Source organism: Dysgonomonas sp. ZJ709 (genome assembly GCF_011039195.1).
Classification (GTDB): domain Bacteria; phylum Bacteroidota; class Bacteroidia; order Bacteroidales; family Dysgonomonadaceae; genus Dysgonomonas.
Window position 1 is genome coordinate 43941 of the sequence record NZ_JAAKEM010000003.1, and the last position, 22999, is coordinate 66939.

The 22999-nt window shown below is 35.1% G+C and carries 22 protein-coding genes; 12 read left to right on the forward strand and 10 right to left on the reverse strand.

Translation table 11 applies throughout. The features are described from left to right. Positions 1-42 precede the first annotated feature (42 nt). Entirely contained in the window at positions 43-1944 is a 1902-nt protein-coding gene (dnaK, locus tag G7Y56_RS03545) for a molecular chaperone DnaK (RefSeq protein WP_165041154.1), read from the reverse strand. Positions 1945-2366: 422 nt separating this feature from the next. Between dnaK and G7Y56_RS03550 the strand changes: the two genes are divergently transcribed. Then, a complete protein-coding gene (locus G7Y56_RS03550) occupies positions 2367-3635 on the forward strand; it encodes a replication-associated recombination protein A (RefSeq protein ID WP_165024678.1) in 1269 nt (422 codons plus the stop codon). A 13-nt stretch (positions 3636-3648) separates the two neighbouring features. Next, complete coding sequence (locus tag G7Y56_RS03555) at positions 3649-4221, forward strand: PH domain-containing protein (protein ID WP_165041157.1); 573 nt, start codon at positions 3649-3651, stop codon at positions 4219-4221. Positions 4222-4231: 10 nt separating this feature from the next. Here G7Y56_RS03555 and G7Y56_RS03560 read toward each other — a convergent pair whose 3' ends face one another. From G7Y56_RS03560 to nusB, 7 genes are all read right to left on the reverse strand, one after another. Further along, a complete protein-coding gene (locus G7Y56_RS03560; protein ID WP_165041159.1) occupies positions 4232-5017 on the reverse strand; it encodes a metal ABC transporter ATP-binding protein in 786 nt (261 codons plus the stop codon). Beyond that, the gene (locus tag G7Y56_RS03565) at positions 5010-5897 is read right to left on the reverse strand and encodes a metal ABC transporter solute-binding protein, Zn/Mn family (RefSeq protein ID WP_165041161.1); all 888 of its coding nucleotides are present in this window, start codon (positions 5895-5897) and stop codon (positions 5010-5012) included. The genes G7Y56_RS03560 and G7Y56_RS03565 overlap by 8 nt, the downstream gene beginning before the upstream one ends. A gap of 1 nt (position 5898) precedes the next feature. Next, positions 5899-6549 carry a carbonic anhydrase gene (locus G7Y56_RS03570; RefSeq protein WP_165024687.1) on the reverse strand — a complete coding sequence of 217 codons (651 nt, stop codon included), beginning with the start codon at positions 6547-6549 and terminating at the stop codon, positions 5899-5901. A 2-nt stretch (positions 6550-6551) separates the two neighbouring features. Continuing rightward, positions 6552-7136 carry a dephospho-CoA kinase gene (coaE, locus tag G7Y56_RS03575; protein ID WP_165041163.1) on the reverse strand — a complete coding sequence of 195 codons (585 nt, stop codon included), beginning with the start codon at positions 7134-7136 and terminating at the stop codon, positions 6552-6554. Positions 7137-7156: 20 nt separating this feature from the next. Continuing rightward, on the reverse strand, positions 7157-8032 hold the full coding sequence (locus G7Y56_RS03580) for a YbbR-like domain-containing protein (protein WP_255498628.1): 876 nt from the start codon (positions 8030-8032) through the stop codon (positions 7157-7159). 147 nt (positions 8033-8179) lie between these two features. Next, a complete protein-coding gene (gene yajC / locus G7Y56_RS03585; protein ID WP_165024696.1) occupies positions 8180-8527 on the reverse strand; it encodes a preprotein translocase subunit YajC in 348 nt (115 codons plus the stop codon). Positions 8528-8636: 109 nt separating this feature from the next. Then, the gene (gene nusB, locus G7Y56_RS03590; protein WP_165024698.1) at positions 8637-9563 is read right to left on the reverse strand and encodes a transcription antitermination factor NusB; all 927 of its coding nucleotides are present in this window, start codon (positions 9561-9563) and stop codon (positions 8637-8639) included. 199 nt (positions 9564-9762) lie between these two features. Here nusB and cmk point away from each other — a divergent pair, with 199 nt between their 5' ends. The 5 genes from cmk (at position 9763) to G7Y56_RS03615 (ending at position 14746) form a co-directional block, all read left to right on the forward strand. Then, positions 9763-10458: a (d)CMP kinase gene (gene cmk, locus G7Y56_RS03595; RefSeq protein WP_165041167.1), complete on the forward strand. Its 696-nt coding sequence runs from the start codon at positions 9763-9765 to the stop codon at positions 10456-10458. Then, positions 10455-11330 (forward strand): 4-hydroxy-3-methylbut-2-enyl diphosphate reductase, encoded by an 876-nt coding sequence (locus G7Y56_RS03600; RefSeq protein WP_165041169.1) that lies wholly within the window; start codon positions 10455-10457, stop codon positions 11328-11330. Before cmk ends, G7Y56_RS03600 begins: the two co-directional genes overlap by 4 nt. A gap of 218 nt (positions 11331-11548) precedes the next feature. Then, complete coding sequence (gene pfkA, locus G7Y56_RS03605) at positions 11549-12529, forward strand: 6-phosphofructokinase (RefSeq protein WP_165024706.1); 981 nt, start codon at positions 11549-11551, stop codon at positions 12527-12529. A 125-nt stretch (positions 12530-12654) separates the two neighbouring features. Then, positions 12655-13116 (forward strand): dCMP deaminase family protein, encoded by a 462-nt coding sequence (locus tag G7Y56_RS03610; protein WP_165041171.1) that lies wholly within the window; start codon positions 12655-12657, stop codon positions 13114-13116. Beyond that, positions 13106-14746, forward strand: a complete 1641-nt coding sequence (locus G7Y56_RS03615) for a S41 family peptidase (protein ID WP_165041173.1) — start codon at positions 13106-13108, stop codon at positions 14744-14746. The genes G7Y56_RS03610 and G7Y56_RS03615 overlap by 11 nt, the downstream gene beginning before the upstream one ends. A 77-nt stretch (positions 14747-14823) precedes the next feature. On the opposite strand, the gene G7Y56_RS03620 is transcribed toward G7Y56_RS03615, so the two are convergent. Continuing rightward, positions 14824-16023, reverse strand: coding sequence for a glycosyltransferase family 87 protein (locus G7Y56_RS03620; RefSeq protein ID WP_165041175.1), 1200 nt, complete (start codon positions 16021-16023; stop codon positions 14824-14826). A gap of 186 nt (positions 16024-16209) precedes the next feature. Here G7Y56_RS03620 and G7Y56_RS03625 point away from each other — a divergent pair, with 186 nt between their 5' ends. From G7Y56_RS03625 to G7Y56_RS03645, 5 genes are all read left to right on the forward strand, one after another. Continuing rightward, a complete protein-coding gene (locus tag G7Y56_RS03625; RefSeq protein WP_165024714.1) occupies positions 16210-16761 on the forward strand; it encodes a 5-formyltetrahydrofolate cyclo-ligase in 552 nt (183 codons plus the stop codon). A 16-nt stretch (positions 16762-16777) separates the two neighbouring features. Then, on the forward strand, positions 16778-17557 hold the full coding sequence (locus G7Y56_RS03630) for a C40 family peptidase (RefSeq protein WP_165041177.1): 780 nt from the start codon (positions 16778-16780) through the stop codon (positions 17555-17557). Positions 17558-17672: 115 nt separating this feature from the next. Then, the gene (locus G7Y56_RS03635; protein WP_255498629.1) at positions 17673-19283 is read left to right on the forward strand and encodes a sulfatase-like hydrolase/transferase; all 1611 of its coding nucleotides are present in this window, start codon (positions 17673-17675) and stop codon (positions 19281-19283) included. Positions 19284-19335: 52 nt separating this feature from the next. Further along, positions 19336-20475: a hypothetical protein gene (locus G7Y56_RS03640; protein WP_165041180.1), complete on the forward strand. Its 1140-nt coding sequence runs from the start codon at positions 19336-19338 to the stop codon at positions 20473-20475. Positions 20476-20574: 99 nt separating this feature from the next. Continuing rightward, a complete protein-coding gene (locus G7Y56_RS03645; protein ID WP_165041181.1) occupies positions 20575-22431 on the forward strand; it encodes a DNA topoisomerase IV subunit B in 1857 nt (618 codons plus the stop codon). Here the strand turns inward: G7Y56_RS03645 and G7Y56_RS03650 are convergent, their stop codons facing one another. Beyond that, positions 22432-22914 (reverse strand): hypothetical protein, encoded by a 483-nt coding sequence (locus tag G7Y56_RS03650; RefSeq protein ID WP_165041182.1) that lies wholly within the window; start codon positions 22912-22914, stop codon positions 22432-22434. It lies immediately after the preceding gene. Between the last annotated feature and the right edge of the window lie 85 nt (positions 22915-22999).

Sequence of the window (22999 nt, forward strand, 5' to 3'; positions counted from 1 at the left end):
CAAATTGTGGCAGCCCTATATTCCTAAATATGTAATGTCTTATTATTTTACTTCCTCGAAGTCAACATCCGTTACATCACCATCATTCGATTGACTTCCTGCATTTCCTGCATCTTGACCCGGATTAGCTCCACCTGCTTGTTGTTGAGCATTGTACATTTCCTCACTCATAGCATGCAACAGCTTGTTCAATTCTTCTATTGCAGTATCAATAGCTGCAATATCTTGAGATTTGTGCGCATCCTTCAATTTACTCAAAGCTCCTTCAATAGGCGCTTTTTTATCTGCGGGAATCTTATCTCCAAGTTCTGTTAATTGTTTTTCAGTTTGAAATATTAATGAATCCGCTTGATTCAATTTGTCTACTCTTTCTTTTTCTTTTTGGTCAGAATCAGCATTAGCAGCAGCCTCTTCTTTCATACGTTTGATTTCTTCATCACTTAATCCCGATGAAGCTTCAATACGAATAGATTGCTCTTTTCCTGTAGCTTTATCTTTAGCCGATACACTAAGAATACCATTAGCATCGATATCGAACGTTACTTCAATTTGAGGTACTCCACGCGGTGCAGAAGGCAGACCATCCAGATTAAATACTCCGATTTGTTTATTGTCTCTTGCCATCGGACGCTCACCTTGCAATACATTGATTTGTACTGATGGTTGATTGTCTGCAGCAGTAGAGAATGTTTCGCTCTTTTTTGTTGGGATAGTTGTATTAGACTCTATCAATTTAGTCATCACACCACCCATAGTTTCGATACCCAACGAAAGCGGAGTAACATCTAGCAATAGTATATCTTTTACTTCTCCTGTCAATACACCACCTTGAATAGCAGCACCTACGGCAACTACTTCGTCAGGATTTACACCTTTAGATGGAGCTTTTCCGAAGAATTTCTCAACCTCTGCCTGAATAGCAGGGATACGAGTCGATCCACCAACAAGGATTACTTCGTCAATATCAGAAGCTGTATAACCTGCATCTCTTAATGAGTTACGACAAGGTTCGATACAAGCACGAATCAATTTGTCAGCCAATTGCTCAAATTTAGCACGAGTCAATGTTTTCACCAAATGTTTTGGAATACCATTAACAGGCATAATATAAGGCAAATTGATCTCAGTAGAAGTAGAACTTGAAAGTTCTATTTTGGCTTTTTCAGCAGCTTCTTTCAAACGTTGAAGAGCCATCGGATCTTTACGTAGATCAAGACCTTCGTCTTTCAAGAATTCGTCTGCCAACCAGTCAATTATTACTTGGTCGAAGTCGTCACCACCCAAGTGAGTATCACCATTTGTAGATTTCACTTCGAATACACCATCACCTAATTCTAGGATAGAAATATCGAATGTACCACCACCAAGGTCGAATACCGCAATCTTCATGTCTTTATGAGCTTTGTCAAGACCATAAGCAAGAGCAGCAGCAGTCGGCTCATTCACAATACGTTGAACTTTAAGACCTGCGATCTCACCGGCTTCTTTAGTTGCCTGACGTTGAGCATCGTTAAAGTATGCAGGTACAGTAATTACTGCATCTGTTACTTCTTGTCCTAAATAATCTTCGGCAGTTTTCTTCATTTTTTGAAGAACCATAGCCGATATTTCTTGTGGAGTATAAAGACGACCATCGATATCTACACGAGGTGTATTATTATCTCCTTTTACTATTTTGTAAGGTACACGAGGGATTTCGTTTTGTGCTTGTTCCCAAGTTTCACCCATCAGTCTCTTTATAGAAGAAACTGTTTTTTCAGGATTAGTTATAGCCTGACGTTTAGCAGGATCACCTATCTTACGTTCTCCACCTTCGATGAATGCAACGATAGATGGTGTAGTTCTTTTTCCTTCGTTGTTTGCGATAACGAGTGGTTCGTTACCTTCTAGTACAGCAACACAAGAGTTTGTTGTACCAAGGTCAATTCCAATTATTTTTCCCATTTCTTTTTATATATTAACTTGTTATTATTCTATTCTTGTCATTTTACCGACATTCTTCATTATTCAAATGCTGTGCCAAAAATGAAATATGACAAAATATGACGATTTGACAGTTTCGTTTTATGAATAAATTATCATCAGCTTTATTGCTTTCTAAAGTATATCGAAACAAACAACTGTTAGGTACTACAGTTGGTTCCAATAATCTATGACAAACTCAAAAAGTTACAAAAGTGACACCTATTACTTTATTTTAAATTCTCATTTTCTGTTACTTTTTTACTTATACTTATATCAATAGATAAACTAAAATATAATTCACATGACAACTTATTTAAAATAAGAATTTCATATTTGTTCATTTATCCATTGGCAGATTAACATAAACTTTTTGTATTTTTGAAGAATAACAATATTAGAATATGAGCCAACCATTAGCAGAACGACTACGTCCGCGCAATTTAGACGAATACATCGGGCAGAAGCATCTTGTAGGAGAAGGAGCAGTGCTTCGCAAGATGATAGAGTCGGGTAGGGTACCTTCATTTTTGCTGTGGGGACCTCCCGGAGTAGGGAAGACTACGCTGGCACAGATCATAGCCAATACATTAGATACGCCATTCTATACACTAAGTGCTATAAATTCTGGGGTGAAGGATGTACGTGAAGTTATAGAGCAAGCAAAGAAAAGTCAGTTTTTCGACACACGCAGTCCGATTTTGTTTATTGACGAAATACATCGTTTCTCCAAATCTCAACAAGATTCGTTACTAGGTGCAGTAGAAACCGGAACTGTAACATTAATAGGTGCTACAACAGAAAATCCTTCATTCGAAGTAATACGTCCGCTCTTGTCACGATGTCAGGTGTATGTACTCAAATCGCTAGAGAAAGAGGACTTAGAGGAACTTATGCACCGTGCTATCAGAGAAGACTACATACTGAAAGAACGTAATATAGAGTTAGAAGAAATTAATGCCTTACTTCGTTTTTCAGGTGGTGATGCCCGTAAGCTGTTAAATATACTCGATTTAGTTATCATGGCCGACTTTAGCGACAAGGTCATCATTAATGATAAGATTGTAACCGAACGTTTACAAGAAAATCCTGCTGCTTACGACAAAGGTGGCGAAATGCATTATGACATTATTTCTGCATTTATCAAGTCGATTCGAGGTAGCGATCCTGATGCAGCCATTTATTGGTTAGCCCGTATGGTCGCCGGTGGAGAAGATCCTAAGTTTATTGCCCGACGATTAGTTATTTCGGCTGCCGAAGATATAGGTCTAGCCAATCCAAATGCATTATTATTAGCCAATGCTTGCTTCGACACCTTACAAAAAATAGGGTGGCCTGAAGGTCGTATTGTTTTAGCAGAAGCAACTGTTTATCTGGCGACGTCACCTAAAAGCAATTCTGCCTATTTATCAATAGATGAAGCAATAGCAGTTGTAAATGAAACAGGAAATCTGCCCGTGCCATTACATTTACGCAATGCACCAACTAAGTTGATGAAAGAACTCGATTATGGTAAAAACTATAAGTACGCTCACGATTTTGAGAACAACTTTGTAGAACAAGATTATGTTCCTAAAGAAATAAAAGGCAGACAGTTCTGGAAACCACAGCCCAATGCTTCGGAAGCTAAGATAGTGGAATGGTTGAAGAAGTTATGGAAGAATAAGTATTGAAATAAAAGCAATTATGAATAGAAACAGTAGAGATATAGAAGAAGAGTTAAGACCAAATCTAGACATGAACGAGAATTTGTTGTGGATAGGACAACCTAAACAAGGGCTGGTCTTTCATGCTTATGACAGCTTTTTAATTCCTTTCAGTTTATTATGGGCAGGTATGGGTATATTTGCATTATTTATGTTTGGCTCATTCGACTCTGGATCAACCAATAATGTTTCAGGAAGTTTATTTCTGACTGTTTGGAAAGCAGGATTTTTTTGTATGGCTCTTTTTCTTTTAATAGGAAGATTTATTATAGACATAATCCATCGTAAGAACACCATCTATGGGATAACTGAAAAGAGAATTATAATAAAATCGGGTATTTTCAGTAAATCAATACAATCGATAGATATAAAGACTTTATCCGGTATTGAATTTAATGAGAAGGGTAATGGAAGTGGAACCATCACTCTTGGTCCTAGAAATCCGAGGATGCCTTTTCCCGGTTCTATAGATTGGCTTCCGGGTACAATGAGAATTCCATCATTGGTTGCAATAGATAATGTTAGAACAGTTTATAATCTTATTATCAGCTGATAATAAGATTTTACTCGTCACTGCAACAATCGCACCCCTCATGTTTTTCTAATACACGGTGAGGAAAATCGCCATGACCAATGATTTCGATAGGGCAGGAGTTATACGATTTTTCGAGCCAATCGGTTGATATATTAGCTCCCGAATGATAATGTAATCCTTCATTCACACAAGCTATATTTTTGACCATCGACACAACAGTGCCCACATCATGAGAAACAAGAATAATTGCTGTATCTTTGTTTATCTCTTCCAATAATTTATAGAAATTTGTTTCGAAACGCTTATCTACATAGGAGTTAGGTTCATCAAGCACTAGCAAATCAGGATTATCAACAATCGCTCTACCTAATAAGGCCCGCTGTAATTGACCACCCGATAGTTCACCAATAGCTTTATGAAGAAAATCCTGTAAGCCCATTTTTTCTGCTACTTCCTGCGCTCTAGCTTTTTGTAGAGTCGAATATGATGTGAAGAATTTACGGTTCATAGTCAATCCTGACAATATTACATCATAAACAGATATTGGAAATTTCTTATCTATCTGATTGATTTGTGGTAGATAGCCTATGTTTATCCTAGTACTACCAACATGTTTTTTAGGGAAAGATATAATACCTTTACTAGGCTTTACTAAACCTAGTATTGTTTTGAGGAGTGTTGTTTTACCTCCTCCGTTGGGGCCAATAATACCTAGAAAATCATTTTGAAAAACATCCAAATTGACATTCTTCAAAACAAATGGATTATTATCGTATCCAACTGTAAGATCTCTTATTTCGAGTACTTTATTCATTGTCAGATGCTAAAGCTTTAGCAATTTTAATCATTTCTTCTTTCCAATAATAAGAAAGCAAGTTTATAGGAACTGTTTTAGCACCAATAGCATTAGCAACAGTCTCTGCATTTTTTGTATCAAATTCTTGTTGAATAAATACAACTTTCACTCCTTCGGCTTTTGCAGTATCTATCAACTGCTTCAATTGCGAGGGCGAAGGATTTTTACCTTCATATTCGATTGTATACTGAGTCAGACCATACTCTTCGGCAAAATAACTAAGAGCAGGATGATAGATAATAAATGCTTTGCTAGGGGCTTTGTCTATATACGTTCTCAATATACTGTCTGTTTCGTTTATTTCAGCAATTAGCTCGTTATAGTTTGTAGTATAAAAATCCTCATTAGCCTTATCTAGGTCAACAACAGCCCTAAACATGTTGTCTGCTATAATTTTAGCTGTAGCCGGAGAACTCCATATATGCGGATCTGCTCCATCATGCCCGTGATCGTGATGTTCTCCATCTGCATGCTCATGAATATGACTCCCTTCGATAGGCGTAATACCAATCGAACAATCAATTAATTTCATATCCGGATTATTATGACTAATCTTTTCTATTAATGTATTTTCTATACCCAAATAACTTACTTTAAAATAAGCGATACTTTTATCCAATATCATCAATTGAGATGGAGCTAAATCGAAGCTTTCTGGATTTGACCCGCTTGGCACAACACAATTAACACTATATTTATCGCCAACAATTTTATCGAGAAAATACTTCTGTGGGTTAATAGTTACAGACAGAGTAGCAGGTTTGTCGGCTCTAGGGGGCTTACAGCCTACGAATAGTATGATTGTCAGTAAAGATGTTATTATTGCAACTCTTCTCATTTTATTTACCTTTTGTTAAATCGTATATCTTACGAATGCGATTTAATTCTTTTTCAAAGTCTATTTCTAAATCTTTTAATAGTCCATCGTGTAAGTCATAAACCCACCCCGCAACAAGCGGGTAACCACTTTCCATATATGACTTCTGAACTTCAGCTGTCTTAATTACATTCAGACACTGTTCATATACATTTATCTCTACCAGTCTGTTATATCTCTCACGTTGGTCTGTTATTGCATCCAACTCTTTTTCATGCAGGCGATATACATCCCGCACATTACGTAACCATGGATTGAGAATCCCTAAATCGCGGGGTTCCATTGCAGCTCGAATACCACCGCAATCGTAATGTCCGCAAACAATGATATATTTTACATTCAGATACTCGACTGCATAATTTATCACAGATAACGCATTGAGATCGTTATTCACAACCAGATTAGCTATATTACGATGTACAAACACCTCTCCAGGTTCTAAGCCCATTACTTCGTTAGCATGCACACGGCTATCCGAGCATCCTATATAGAGATAATCAGGATTTTGTTCTTGCGAAAGATGTTTAAAGAAATCAGGGTCTGCAGACAATTTTCGCTCTATCCATTTTTTATTAGCAGTAAATATTTCTTTGTATGAACTTTTAAAAGGCATAATTATTCATTTTTTAGTTGTTTAATAATTTCTAGAACTTGTTCTATTAATGACTGTGTTCCATCATTAACAACTATAAAGTCTGAAAGTTTCATTTTTTCTTCGTCCGGCATTTGATTTTGAATACGCTCCAAAACTTTCTCCCGGCTTACATGATCCCTATCCATTGTTCGTTGTATCCTAGTCTCTAAAGGAGTATATACCATTATAACTTTATCCACAAGTCCTTGTAGACCAGACTCGAATAAGATAGCAGCTTCTTTAGCTACGATTGGATATTTTTTATTATTAATAACCCATTCGCGAAAATTTCTTTCTACTTCAGGATGGATTATATGATTTACTGCCTCTAATTTATTTTTGTCAGTAAAAATATGTGAAGCAAGTAAAGTTTTATTTAGCGTAGTACCATCGTATAACTCGTTTCCGAATAATTCTATCAGCTTTTCTCTTATATTAGGAGATGTAGCTGTTAACTTCTTACTCTCTACATCTGCTATATATACAGGAATACCACAAAGAGAAAATATCTCGGTTACGATAGATTTTCCACTTCCTATTCCACCTGTAATTCCAACCTTAATCATTTTGACAAGATGTTATTTTATTATTCTTTTTCAAGAACAAATTCTACTTCACCCGGAATAGGCAATTTTGTCCTTATATAGTCCGGACTTGTTATCAGACGAACTGGGATAGAGGATGATGGGTCTTCTAAATTTTTAATTTCGTCATAATCAACAATAACCTTAAAATCATCAGGTTTAATTTCATTATGTCTTTTCAAACCGACAAAGAAAGGAACTTTCACAGTCGAAGGAAAAAATCTGATATTTAAGTTATTCGGCAGATTAACACATGTGACAGGAACTTCAATCTCTTTAGATGTAAACTCATCAACAGGTATCGATAGCTCAACCTTATTAGGTATAAATCGGATTCCTCTTATCGGTTTTATTGCTACTGTGATATTTCTACTTGAAGTAACATTATCTATCGTATCGCCTACCGTATGTGCAAATGAAATAGTGTCTAAAGAAGCTTTACTTCCATAGGCAATAACCGAATCGGGATATGTAATAAAATCGCCATCTATAATATAACCTGCAGCTAGATTTATATAGCCATCATATATTACAGCTAATTTTTTTTGCTGTAAGACAGCGTATGCGTAGGATAACTGGGCAGGTGAATAGCTCATCAATTCTGATGACAAAAATAATTTTCCTCGAATAATTTGTTCAAATACACGCCCCTGTATTACTTGCGATTGCGACTCGTGTATCATTTTCCTGATATCTATCTCCAACGAATCGTTTCGTTTAGCAAAATAGTATCTGAAAAGAGTAGCACCATCGTCTTTTATTCTGGTAGTAATCACAGTTGGTAATTCAGTTTCAAAGACAACACTATCGGGAATATTCACATATTTGAGGGGTATAACATATGTAACCTCAAATTTTTGACGATAAATCTGCATCATCCAAAAAATTGAGGATAAAAAAACGAAAAACGAAAAAGTCAGAATCTTTCTCCATCGAATTCTCTTGAAAAAAGCTCTGACTTTGTCTAATAATATATCATCAGTATTGCTCATACGGCTATACCATAGATTTTGTTTTTATCTAGATCACTTGCTTTGTTGAGTGTCCTCAGCAGAAATAAATACTGAAGCTTTTTCAACTTTAATTTTTGTTCCTTCCGCTATTTCGATGATAAAGTATGTATCACTCACATCTTTTACTTTGCCATGAATACCACCTGCAGTAACAACTTTGTCGCCTGTTTTGATCGAATTACGAGCTTCTTGAATGGCTTTTTGTTTTTTCTGTTGTGGTCTGATCATAAAAAAGTACATAATGGCAAATAAAAGAACCATCATAATTAGCATCTGTCCTGAACCTCCTAAACCTAGAAAGCCTTGAGATTCTGCTGCTCCATCAGCCGCAGCTTGTAAGAATAAACTTAATAAAGTCATAATTGTAAAATGATATTTATGTTTATATTATTGTAATTCCAAAATCAGTTCTACAAATATAGTTTAATAATTTGAAATAGAATTAATCGAAAAACAATGATAAGTATTATTATTTCTTAAAAATTCGCTTTTTCTCTTTCAATTCTTTCACTATTGCATCAAGAATACCGTTTATAAATGATGCACTTTTCACTGTACTGTACGATTTAGCAACATCAATATATTCGTTCAGTGTAACGTTTATAGGAATTGAAGGGAAAGTCATTATTTCGGATATAGCTATTTGCATTATTATCATATCCATAATTGCAATACGTTCCGATTCCCAATTTTTCGTATATCGATCTATTAGTTCACGATACTCTTTTGCATTCAGCATCGATTCTTTCAATAGCTGTACAGCAAACTCTCTATCAGTTTCGTCTTTGAACATTGGTAATAATTCCTGATCAGAACCTTTACTTTCGTCAAATCGTTTAATTGTCTTTATAACAAACGATTCCACTATTTCAACATCATCATTCCAGAATAAACTTTCATCTTCAAGCAGCGTGTATAAATCTTCATTAACACAAATAATGTGTTTGAAAATGTTTCGCCAGAATTCACGATGAACATCATATTCATCAGATGGATTTACACTATACTCTTGATAGGCTTCCGATGCTAGTATCGAATCTAAAGTATTACGCAGAAAAGCATCATGCTCTGTCCAATCGAAAGGTCTTTCTTTCAAATAATCGTTTAATTGCCTGTTAACACGTAATTGATTAATAAACTTGTTTTCCAACAATTTTGTGTTAGGACTCATATCCTCTTGGGTTGGCAACAATTTGGCTTTACGAGCATCGACCCTCTGTTCATAGGCATCTGTTAACTCGATAAGCAACAATAATAAGTAAAAATAGAGATCATACGATTTTTGAAGACTGAAGAGGAGTTCGTTTTCAGCTTTTTTCAAATCATTGGTTTCATTCTGATTACAAGAAAACAATATTTGAACTACTCTAATGCGGATAAGAACGCGATTTATCATATTTAAGAGCGAGATATTTGAGTGTGCAAAAGTAAGGATTTTTTTGTAATGCCAACACTCTTCTATCAAATATTATAATCTTCATATTTATTTAAAATATATCTTTGTGCATTATTTAGAATTAAGCACCTTAAATATTTATTAAGCTATTCTGATAAACATTTATTTTGATGGAGTGTTGTATTATAAACAATGATGAATGAAAAAAATAACAATTGCAATTGACGGTTTTTCTTCGTGTGGAAAGAGTACTATGGCCAAAAGTCTGGCAAAACAAATTGGATATATCTATATAGATAGTGGTGCTATGTACAGAGCTATTACATTATATTGCATAGAACGCAATTTGTTTAATGATGATCAACTAGATGAAGCAATATTATCAAAAGAGATTGATAACATAAAGGTAGAGTTTAAAATAAATAGCATCACAGGGACCCCCGATACATACTTAAACGGGCAAAATGTAGAAGCCGCGATAAGAAGTATGGAGGTATCCAACAAAGTAAGTCAAGTAAGTGCTGTTGCTGCTGTGAGGCATGCAATGGTGGCTCTCCAAGAAGAGATGGGCAAAGCAAAAGGGATTGTAATGGATGGAAGAGATATAGGTACAGTTGTTTTTCCTGATGCGGAGTTGAAAATATTTGTAACGGCGAAACCGGAAATAAGAGCTCAACGCAGATTAGACGAGCTTCATTCTAAAGGAGATACAACAATAACTTTCGATGAAGTTATTGAGAATATTAAAAACAGAGATCATCTTGACCAGACACGAAAAGAAAGTCCACTGAAGAAAGCTGACGATGCAATAGAGCTGGACAATTCATATATGACCATTGACGAACAGATGCAATGGCTTTTAGATAAGTTTAAACAAAAACAACAAGTTAAATGAGTAACATAGAAATAGATGCAAAATCAGGGTTCTGCTTTGGAGTTGTAAATGCAATAAAAAAAGCAGAGGAAGAACTGGCAAAAGGAGGAATTCTATATTGTTTAGGAGACATAGTTCACAACAATTTAGAAGTAGATCGTTTAGAGAAACTGGGCCTTCGTACAATTAATCACGAAGAATTTGCTCAACTAAAAAATGCAAAAGTATTATTAAGAGCTCACGGTGAACCACCTTCGACTTACGAAGTAGCAAAACAGAACAATATAGAAATTATTGATGCGTCATGTCCTGTAGTACTTCGTCTTCAAAAGAAGATTCATGGAAAATACAGCCAAGAGATTGGAAATGAGACTCAAATTGTCATTTACGGGGAAAACGGACATGCAGAAGTAAATGGATTGCTTGGGCAAACAGAATCGAATGCTGTAGTGATTGAGAAAAAAGAGGATCTGGATATGCTGGATTTTTCAAAAAATATATGCCTATTCTCACAAACAACAAAACCTCTGGACGGTTTTAGTGAAATTATAGAGATTATGCAGAACCGTATGATAGGTGATGCCAAATTCGAATTCTTCGACACAATTTGCCGTCAAGTATCGAATCGTATTCCAAATATTAAAGAATTTGCAACAAAACACGATATCATATTCTTTGTTGCCGGCGAAAAAAGTTCAAATGGAAAAGTATTATTCGGTGAATGTAAAAAATATAATCCTAATTCATACTTTATCACAACACCAGACGATATAGATGTCAGTGTTATTAACAAATCGTCTTCGATAGGAATATGTGGTGCTACATCTACTCCAAAATGGCAAATGGAAGATGTGGAAGCAAAAATCGAGGAAATAAGATTGAAACTTTTGTAAAATGAGATTTACAGTTATCACAAACTTCTCATTTTACTCACAAAATAAGAAATAGGGATTAAAATCCTTCAACTGCTCCGAAAGTTAAAATTCGGAGCAGTTTTTTTACAAATTGCTACTCAAATTACGTTTGAGATTGATTTTATTTTTAAATTTGCATATCTTTATTGAAATAGCAAAGAATAATAGCAATTATACAATTTATATAAACAAGGATTATGGCTAACATTAAGTGTATTGGAGTTTTAACATCAGGGGGAGACGCCCCGGGTATGAATGCTGCTATTCGCGCTGTCACTCGTGCTGCAATTTATAATGACATAGAAGTCAAAGGTATCATGCGTGGCTTTAGAGGTCTTATATTTGACGAAATTGTCCCATTTAAAACAAACAGTGTAAGTAATATTATACAACAAGGCGGAACTATATTGAAAACTGCACGTTGTCAGGAGTTCTTGACTCCCGAAGGTCGTAAAGTTGCATACGAAGCTCTTAAAAGAGAAGGAATAGATGCTCTAATTGTTATTGGTGGTGATGGTTCACTTACCGGCGCACGTATTTTCGCTCAAGAATTCGATTTACCAATAGTTGGTTTACCGGGAACCATAGATAATGATCTTTCGGGAACAGACCTTACCATCGGATACGATACTGCTTTGAATACGATTATGGAAGCTGTTGACAAAATTAGAGATACAGCGAGTTCACACGAACGTTTATTCTTTATTGAAGTAATGGGCCGCGAATGCGGATTCCTTGCTCTGAATGGTGCTATTGCATCGGGAGCTGAAGCTGCCATTATCCCTGAAATGACATTCCAACAAGACCAATTAGGAGATCTTATCTCTAACGGATTTAGAAAGAGTAAAAACAGTAGCCTTGTTCTCGTTACTGAAGGAGATATTACAGGGGGAGCCATGTCAATGGCCGAACGTGTGAAAAAAGAATATCCTCAGTATGATGTTCGTGTAACTATATTAGGACACGTACAACGAGGAGGATCGCCAACTGCCAGCGATCGTATTCTGGCCAGTAGAATGGGAGCCGCTGCTATAGATGCATTGAAAGACGATCAACGCAATGTGATGATTGGAATTCAAAACGACAAAATAGTATATGTTCCTTTTTCTAAAGCAATTAAGAAAAACAAACCAATCCAAGAGGATTTATTAAATACACTGAAAACCCTTTCAATTTAATTATTGACCAAATGGTATCAAACAAAAAAGGATTCATAAAACATTATGGATTCTTTTTTGTTTTATTTCCAGTATAATACGCCAGTTTTTTGTACTTTTGTGTCGCAATTTGATAACGTAAAAATATGAGTGAAAATAAACAGCGACTATTGGACGAGCGTTATATGAGAATGGCTACTATCTGGGCTGAAAATTCTTATTGCAAACGTCGAAAAGTTGGTGCCCTTATCGTGAAAGATAAGATGATCATCTCTGATGGATATAATGGCACCCCATCCGGATTCGAGAACATTTGTGAAGATGAAGATAACGAAACCAAGCCATATGTCTTACACGCCGAAGCGAATGCCATCAGTAAGGTTGCATGCTCGCACAACAGTAGCTTGGGTGCTACAATGTATGTGACAACATCGCCATGCATCGAATGTGCAAAATTAATTATTCAGGCAGGCATTAAACGAGTGGTATATAACCAAAAATACAGGCGTACCGATGGTTGTGCCCTATTGGAACGAGCCGGTATAGAAACTACATACATAGATATTGATAATTTTGACGATATAAATAGAGAAGAGAATGAACAATAATAAGAGAATATACCTCTGGTTGCCTTTAATCATAGCTTTCAGTATAGCTGCCGGTATATTTATAGGCAATAAATTTTCCGGAATAAATTCCATTGGTAGCATTTTTGGTAAAGAAGAAAACAAACTCGAAGACATCTTTAACTACATCAACAAATCGTATGTGGACACTGTAAATATAAACGAGTTAATAGAAAATGCAATCCCAGGCATTATTTCGGGACTTGATCCACATTCTACATATATATCTGCAGAAGATATGGCACTTACAGGCGATGAGCTCGACGGGCATTTCTCTGGTATCGGTGTCGAATTTATGATACAAAATGATACTGTAACTATTGTAAATGTTATATATGGAGGTCCTTCCGAAGCTGCCGGCATTATGCCCGGCGACCGTATCGTTACTGCAAACGATAGTACACTTGTCGGTAAAGGCATAAGCAACGAAAAAGTTTTCCGTAGCTTAAGAGGCCCCAAAGATACTAAGATAGAACTCGGCATCAAAAGATTAACCAGTAAGGAACTTCTTTCTTTCACTGTTACTCGTGCAGATGTACCGGTAAAAAGTGTTGATGCTGCCTATATGTTGGACGATAAAATTGGTTATATCAAAATAAGCAAATTTGGAGGCAAAACATATGATGAATTCATATCTGCTATTGCCAAATTAAAAAGCCAAGGTTGCCAATCATTTATTATCGACCTTCAACAAAATGTAGGAGGATATCTGGGCGCTGCAATAATGATGACAAATGAGTTTTTGCCTGGGGGTGAATTAATTGTCTATACAGAAGGGCGTACTTATCCTCGGGAAAATGTTTTCGCTGATAATTCGGGTACATGCAAAACAAATCAAGTAGTAGTACTTATCGATGAAGGCAGTGCTTCGGCCAGTGAAATATTTGCAGGGGCTATACAAGATAACGATAGAGGACTAATAGTTGGCCGCCGTTCATTCGGAAAGGGACTTGTTCAAAGTCAACATATATTCGGCGATGGTTCAGCTCTCCGATTAACGATAGCTCGTTACCACACTCCATCAGGCAGATGCATACAAAAAGCATACGAAAGAGGGAAAGGTGATGTATATGGACAGGATCTGGAAAATAGATACAAAAGAGGTGAATTCGATAGCAGAGACAGCATTAAATTCGATAACCTTCCTCTATTCCACACTACAGGTGGAAGACCAGTATATGGTAATGACGGGATATTAGCCGATGTATTTGTTCCACGAGATACTATTGGTGTAAATTCATACTATCTTAAGGTGGCCTATGCCGGATTATTAAAAGAATACGCATTTGCTTACACCGAAAGTAATCGTGCAAAATTAAAAGGATTTAAAACATGGAAAGATGCTGCTGACTATTTAACAAAGCAGCCTTTGGTTGAGAATTTGGTAAGTTATGCCGAGAATAAAGGAATACGCCGTCGTCCATATCTCATTGATGAGTCAAGGAGACTTATGCAAAATCAATTAGAGGCACTAATTATACGTAACGTATTTGGTGACGAAGGTTTTTACCAGTTATACCAAAGAGACGATACAGCTATAAAGAAGGCGGTAGAGCTTCTCCAAAATAATAAAGCAACACCAGAATCTATAAGAAAAGGGAAATATAAGTAAATCACTAATAAGATCAACTATAAAAGGAAAAAGGGTAAGAATTTGGAATTCTTACCCTTTTTCCTTTTATCTGATTTTTATTTATTATCTGTTATGTAGCCATTTGATAAAACGCTAGTTTCTGACTTTCGAAATGTTACGAGTTGATATATCAATGTCAGCCATACAATGAAATATGGCAAAGCCTTTAAAGCATATGGTCTGATAATATCGCTCCTGATAAAAGCAGGGGCAATATCAGAACCGGCACAAATAGTGATGATTATTGTAATAATGAAAAGCGACATTACATATTTACTATACGGTTTTTTCTGAATTAAAAACCACAACACAGCACCTGTGATGGCTATTATATAAGTACAAGTCTCTGACCCACTACTAAATAATACTACAAACATCAATGTGGAAGCCAAAATACCAAATTGATACACAGGATTACTATAAGCCCGGACTTGTATATATTGTAATGCAAATAGAAACATGGCAGGTAAAATTATAACAAGAGTAGATATTTCATACAATCCGCCGATCTTTCTTATCATTCCTATCACTGATATGTTTTGCATAAGTGAGATAGTATTTGAATCGTTTTTCACTATAAGTTCGTTATACCAGTCGATATAGCTCTGTACTACAAACTGTGGAGAAGATATAAGCATTGGCAAGACAAAGAAGATAAAACTCCATAAAAATAGATAACCTATCAGTTTGATTTTATTTTTCGAAAAGAAAAAGAAAGCTAACCCAACAACTCCATACAGCTTAATAAATAATCCTAAAGTAATAAAGCATGCCGCCCAGAATTCCTTTTGGGATTTTATACAGATAAAAGTACCAATAATAAGAGCTGCGATAAGTGTATTAGTATTACTGTTTGTTGCATTTACATATAATTCGTGCAGTGCGATCCAATATATAATAACTTTGCCCTTCCAAATAATAGGTAGTTTATAGATAGCTATTAATAAAGTTATTGCAATGCAAACCTCCCATAATATAGTTCCAATAGAGTCTGGCAATAAAGCAAATGGGGCAATAACTAAACTAAATATAGGACCATAATGATTTACATCAAAATACTTATCAGCGTATCCTGCATACAAATTAACCTGATCAAGAGTGTTATAAAATACATATTTAAAGATTAAATAATTATTATTGACTCCATTCAAAGCATGCTTTAAACCGGCAAATAAAGCTACTAAAATCCAAATAGAAAAAACAAACCGTTTATCTGAGAAAATCGGTCTTTGAAAAAATCTAGTTATAAAACCCATTCTTTACATTCAGTTTAAGTTAGATTCGTCATAAAAACAAACGAAATAATACTTTATTTTGATCGTCAAAATGTTTTAAGGCCTAAAAATAAGGCATTATTAGCAAAGTAATGTAAATTTGCACTAATTTAAATAAAATCACAATATACTCTATATATTACAATACTAGAGTTCTAGTTTTTTAAGATGAAACAACAAGCAAAAGAGAAGCTTAGGAAAGAAATTTCTACTATTAAACAAAAATACACACCTAAAGAATTATTTATTCGTTCCGAGGAGGTATTTTCAATCTTAGAAATTACAGGTATTTTTCAAGATTCTAAGACTATATTTATATACAACAGTTTACTCGACGAGGTCTCTACAGTAGATTTTATCGAAAGGTGGCACAATACTAAAGATTTTTATCTGCCTGTAGTGGAAAATGACAATCTTGTTTTCCGTAAATATGATTCTTCTACAATTTTCAGCAAGTCGTCGTATGGTATACAAGAGCCTAAAGGCGAAAACTTTACCGATTTCAAGAAAGTAGATCTTATTATAGTTCCAGGCATGGCTTTCGATCGTAAGATGAACAGAATGGGTAGGGGAAAAGGCTATTACGACCGTTTTTTACCAAAGTTATCAGCCCCTAAAGTAGGGATATGTTTCGATTTTCAATTATTAGATCAAATCCCGACTGATGATAACGATATTAAAATGGATTATCTGATTTCTGAAAATGAACTCATTTGGTAATAAAATAGCTACAATTATGGATTTTGCGATAAATACAAATACGATTTTAGCTATTAGAGTAGATGTCGAAGAGAGCTCTGAAATGACATCTCAGCTATTATTTGGAGAATACTGTGCAATATTAGAGGAAAACGAAGCTTTTTGCAAAATAGAAAACTGCATTGACAAACATATCGGATGGGTAAAAAAAGATGGGCTTCACCCATTATCGTCACAAGAAATAGAAGAAATAAAAAAACAGCCTACCATAAGGGTTTGTGTGCCTATGGCTGATGTGTTTTGTCTGACTGATAAAACCATATACCGCTTTACAATAGGAAGCCTTATTCCAAATTATGACGCAAATACCAGTAAATTTGAACTTGCCGGTAAAATATATCAGATACACCCCAGTTTTATAACATATTTGCCCGAAAGCAATAAAGAGGGGATTGTCCCAACAGCTATGTCTTTGCTTAATACTCCTTATTTATGTGGCGGGAAAAATATATTCGGGATGGACTGTTCTGGTTTCGTACAAACAGTATTCTCTGTAAATGGTTATATATTACCTCGTTTTGCTCGCCAACAGTCAAATGAAGGTATAATTATCGAAAATATATCGGATGCAGAAGCGGGAGATTTATTATTCTTTGAGAAGGATAGTAAAATATTCCGCGCAGGTATCTATATGGGAGGTTATAAAGCTATTCATGTGGCAAATAACGCCAGAATTGACAATATAGACCAGAACGGTACTTATGAGGTACCAGGTATATATACCTATAAACTATCGAAGATAAAAAGACTGGCTTGAACTGGAATCAATAAAATTGTATCTTTGCATATTAAAGCTGATAAACCAAGAATATAATAAAGCGCCTATGGTTTAAAAGCCATTCGCTATCTAATTTAAATAGAATATACAACTAATGATTATAGATTTTGTAAAAAAAATCCCCGGCTTCATTTTTAAATATAAATTCACGATACTTTGTCTTTTATATTTTTGTATTATATCCATACTTGCTACATATTCTAACTTAGAAGGTCGTATAAGTAAACCTGCAATAGCCACTGCTTTATCTTTCTTTTTCATTCTTAACATCATTGCTAAGATGAAATATTCAAGTATATTTAGTGTTGTTTTTGCTATACTTATTTCCATAGATTCTTATTTTGCATTTGTATATTCAACCTCCATAACATCCGGTATATTAGGATCAATATTTGAAACGAATGCAGCAGAAGCCAAAGAGGTGCTTACTGATGCATTATTCAAGGCAATTATAATATTGGGGATAACCTTACTTTTGATATTCCAATCAAAAAAAGAACTTAAACCGATCAACTTCTCAATAAAAAAATCACTAGCAGTATTTTTAATATATAGCTGTTTATTTATTCCCGGAATACTGTATCGTAAAATTACAATAAATGAAGTAAGAATGGGTGACTTTGCCATGTTCCCATTAAACACAGTTCAATTACTTACCGCACAACATTTTCCATTGATATATAATGATTGTGTAACTTATTTAGTTTATAGGGATGAGATGAGTAAATTAAACTCTTATAAAACATCCGAAAGAGTCTTGCCCGAAGGTATTGTTTTAGAAAATACAGAATTAGCACCAGAAAAAATATACTATATCATAGGTGAAAGTTCGTGGAGAAACCATTACTCTCTATATGGATATTCTAAAAAGACTACACCATTTCTGGATAGCCTGAATGCTGCATCCCCCAATAATATTAAATATTATGATGGTATAGCTCCAGCTCCTTTTACGCGGGATGCTACCCGTATTTTATTATCGTTTGCAACCCCAACTGATATAAATCCGTTCTTCAGAGAGAAAAGTATAATAGATTTAGCTCATCATGCCGGATACGAAACCCTTTGGATATCAAATCAAGCACAACTGGATTTTAATGGCAGTTACATCGGTTATGTAGCGATGAATGCGAATTATAACTTTTTTAACACTAAAACATCTGAAAATGATTTAGATTTGCTTCCTGTAATAGCTGATAGGAAAAAACAAGGCAAAAAGCAATTTATTATAATCCATCTTACGGGTAGTCATTTATCATATAGCGAAAGATTTGACGAAATAGATGCTGCTGCAATAGCAGGAGGTAATGATCAGATAACTCAGTATGATAGGACTATACATCATACAGATAGGGTACTAAGAGGTATATATAACGAAATGCAAAAAGATTTATGCTCTGTATTGTATTATATACCCGATCATAGCGAAATTATAGGATTAGGACATGGTTTTCCTAATCAGGGAACTTCTCAATTTGAAGTACCTATAATTGTGATCAATAATAAAGCAGCCGAAATAGAAACGATTGTTGATAAATATATTGATCCCGAAACATCATTGATCAATGGATCGAGTAGTATTTATATATTATCTGAATATTTAGGATATTCTGTATCTAAAGAAAATGTTGAGAAATCGATTATTGATGGAAGATATATCCTGCATGGTGATGGAAAAATATATAAATATGATACTGTCAAATAATATAGAGAGAAGTTTAAAAGATTTTAGAAACAAGATGAATTAATAATATCGCATGTCTGTAATTATAAAAGAAATAAGTAATAGTGATAAAGCTGCAAAAAAAGCATTTGTCAAGTTTCCGATCAAATTATATAAGGATTGCCCTTATTATGTTCCATCATTGATTTTAGATGAATTGGAAACCCTCAATGTAGAAAAAAATCCGGCTTTCGATTTTTGCGAAATGCAATTGTTTTTAGCCTACAAGGATAATAAAATAGTAGGGCGAATAGCAGCAATTATTAATCATAATGCCAATGAAATATGGGAGCGAAGAAATGCCCGCTTTAGTTTTGTCGATTTCATTGATGACAACGAAGTAGTAGATGCCTTATTTGCCGCAGCGACCAAATGGGCTATCAGCAAAGGTATGACAGCGATAGTAGGCCCGATGGGCTTTACCGACTTAGATCACGAAGGGTTGCTTGTACATGGCTACGACAAAGTATCAACCATGGCTACAACTTATAGTTACCCGTACTATAAAGAACAAATAGAGCGTCTTGGGTTTGAGGAAGAAGTGGTATGGAACGAATACCGTATGCCCGTACCGACTGCCGTTCCCGAAAGGCATCAACGTATAGCCAATATGATCTCGCAACGATATGGCTTAAAAGTATTAAAGTTTAAAAGCCTGAAACAGATTACACCATACGTTAGTGCCTTGTTTAATTTGCTTAACGTAGCTTATAAGCCTTTATACGGTTTTGCACCGCTTACACAAAAGCAAATAGATTATTATGTAAATATGTATGTGCCACTCCTTCGTTGGGATCTGGTCACTATCATCATAAAAGAAGAAACAGACGAAGTTGTAGGCTTTGCTATAGCAATGCCGAGTCTGTCCAAAGGATTAATCAAATCGAGAGGTAAGCTATTTCCTTTTGGATGGTATCCGTTGCTAAGAGATTTGAAAGGAAAGAAAAATAAAGTAGTAGACCTTTTATTAATCGGGATTGCTCCCGAATATCAGGGAAAAGGAGTTAATGCGATTATATTCAATGACTTTATACCTTCTTCTTTTAAATGTGGTTTCAAATTTGCCGAATCCAATCCCGAATTGGAAATGAACAATAAAGTATCATCTCTATGGGATGGTTTCGATGCGGAAAATCATAAGAGACGTGTAGCATATATAAAGCATCTCAACTAAGACAAGGAATAGAAACAGGATGACTAAATAATTTCTCATCCTCCGATATTTTTCATATTTTTACAAAAGAAATCGATAAAGAAAGGATAAAGATAGTTTATGGAAGAAGAAAAAGATAATTTACCTCTTGATGGAAATTACTCGGATGATGATATAAAAACCCTTGATTGGCAGGAGCATATCCGCCGACGTCCGGGTATGTATATTGGAAAATTGGGTGACGGTTCATCTGCTGATGATGGTATCTATGTACTTCTGAAAGAGACATTAGACAACTCTATCGATGAATTTATGATGGGCTTCGGTAAAACAATCGAAGTAACTATACAAGATGGAGAAGTCCGCGTTCGCGACCACGGTCGTGGTGTACCTTTAGGGAAAGTCAAGGACGTTTCTTCTAAGATGAATACCGGAGCCAAATATGACTCTAAAGCCTTTAAAAAATCTGTAGGTCTGAATGGGGTTGGTATCAAGGCAGTTAATGCTTTATCGAGCTATTTCAAAATCCAAAGTTTCCGCGAAGGGCAGACTACAGCTGTCGAATATAGTAAGGCAATTACCACCAAAGAGGACAAAATACAGCCATCTACAGAAGAGAATGGTACATTAATCGAGTTCATCCCTGACAGTACAATATTTACTAACTATATTTTCAAAGATGACTATGTAGAGAATCTTTTGAAAAACTATGTATTTTTGAATACAGGGCTGACAATCATATATAACGGTAAGAAATTCTTCTCCAAGAATGGTCTTGTAGATCTACTTAACGAGAATATGACTTCTGAGCCACTCTATCCGATCATTCATTTGAAAGATGAAGATATAGAAGTTGTTATAACACATAGCAATCAATATGGTGAAGAATACTACTCGTTTGTAAATGGTCAACATACAACACAAGGAGGAACCCATCAGTCGGCTTTTCGTGAAGCAGTATCACGTGTTATAAAAGAATATTACAATAAAAATTTCGATTATGCCGATATACGCACCGGTATAGTTGCTGCTATCAGTATAAAAGTAGAAGAGCCTGTTTTTGAATCTCAAACTAAGACAAAATTAGGCTCGAGAGATATGGGTCCCGGTGGTGTATCTGTTCAAAAATTCATTAGTGATTTCTTGAAAAAAGAACTGGATAATTACCTCCACAAACATATCGATACATCAGAAGCTTTACTTAGGAAAATACTTGAGTCAGAAAAAGAACGCAAAGCAATTGCCGGTGTAACCAAACTGGCTCGCGAGCGTGCGAAAAAAGCTAATTTACATAACAAAAAACTACGTGATTGCCGTATCCATTACAATGATACTAAAGGTGATAATCTGGATGAAAGTTCTATTTTTATCACAGAGGGCGACTCGGCCAGTGGATCAATTACCAAAAGCCGTAATCCTAATCTACAAGCAGTATTCAGTCTTCGTGGTAAACCGTTGAATAGCTTTGGACTGACTAAAAAAATAGTTTACGAAAATGAGGAATTTAATCTGTTACAAGCCGCTTTAAATATAGAAGATGGTTTGGATGGACTACGTTATAATAAGATAATCATTGCTACCGATGCTGATACTGATGGTATGCATATTCGTTTGCTATTACTTACATTCTTCTTACAATTCTTCCCAGACTTGGTAAAGAAAAATCATGTTTACATTTTGCAAACACCATTATTTCGTGTTCGAAATAAAAAAGAAACAATTTATTGCTATTCGGAGGAAGAACGAATTGATGCTATGAATAGATTGGGAGTAAACCCCGAAATTACCCGATTTAAAGGTCTCGGCGAGATTTCACCCGACGAATTTGTGCACTTTATAGGAAAAGATATTCGTCTCGACCGTGTGACAATGAAGAAAGAAGACTCTGTAAGCAATATGCTTAACTTCTATATGGGTAAAAATACACCCGAACGACAAGAATTTATTATCGACAATCTGGTTGTAGAAGAAGATTAATTATTCTTCTAATACATTATCTTGCTTTGGCAGGAGTTCAATATTTTCTTCTGTATTATCCACTTTCTTCATGCTCTTAAAGCTAAAGAATAAATATATTATAGAGATAAGTGACGAAATACATAGTAAATATACGCCATTACCTATTTTAGGAAGATTGAAGAACAAATAGATAGATAGTATAAATCCGAATAGTCCGCTGATAAATAGTATAACTCTGGATATTGTTTGTTTCATATATATCCAGAATATCATTGATAAAAGACTGAACGCAGGAACTAGGAATATAGCATAAGTCTGATAAATAGATTCTTTATTTTTTGAAAAGAAATTGGTCACTTTAGTTACAGACTTTTGAGTTCTGGGAATATCCCAACCAACTACTTTAACCAATCCGGCATCTATCCATGGAAGAAAGAATGCAATAATAATGAGAAGAGCCAGCAGTAATTCGAATGAAATATACCTGTTTAATTTATCCATGATTAATTCATTATTGAGTTCAGTAAAATATTTCTGCAAAAGTATATATAATTATTCAAGGTTAGTTCATTAGACAAAGAAGTAT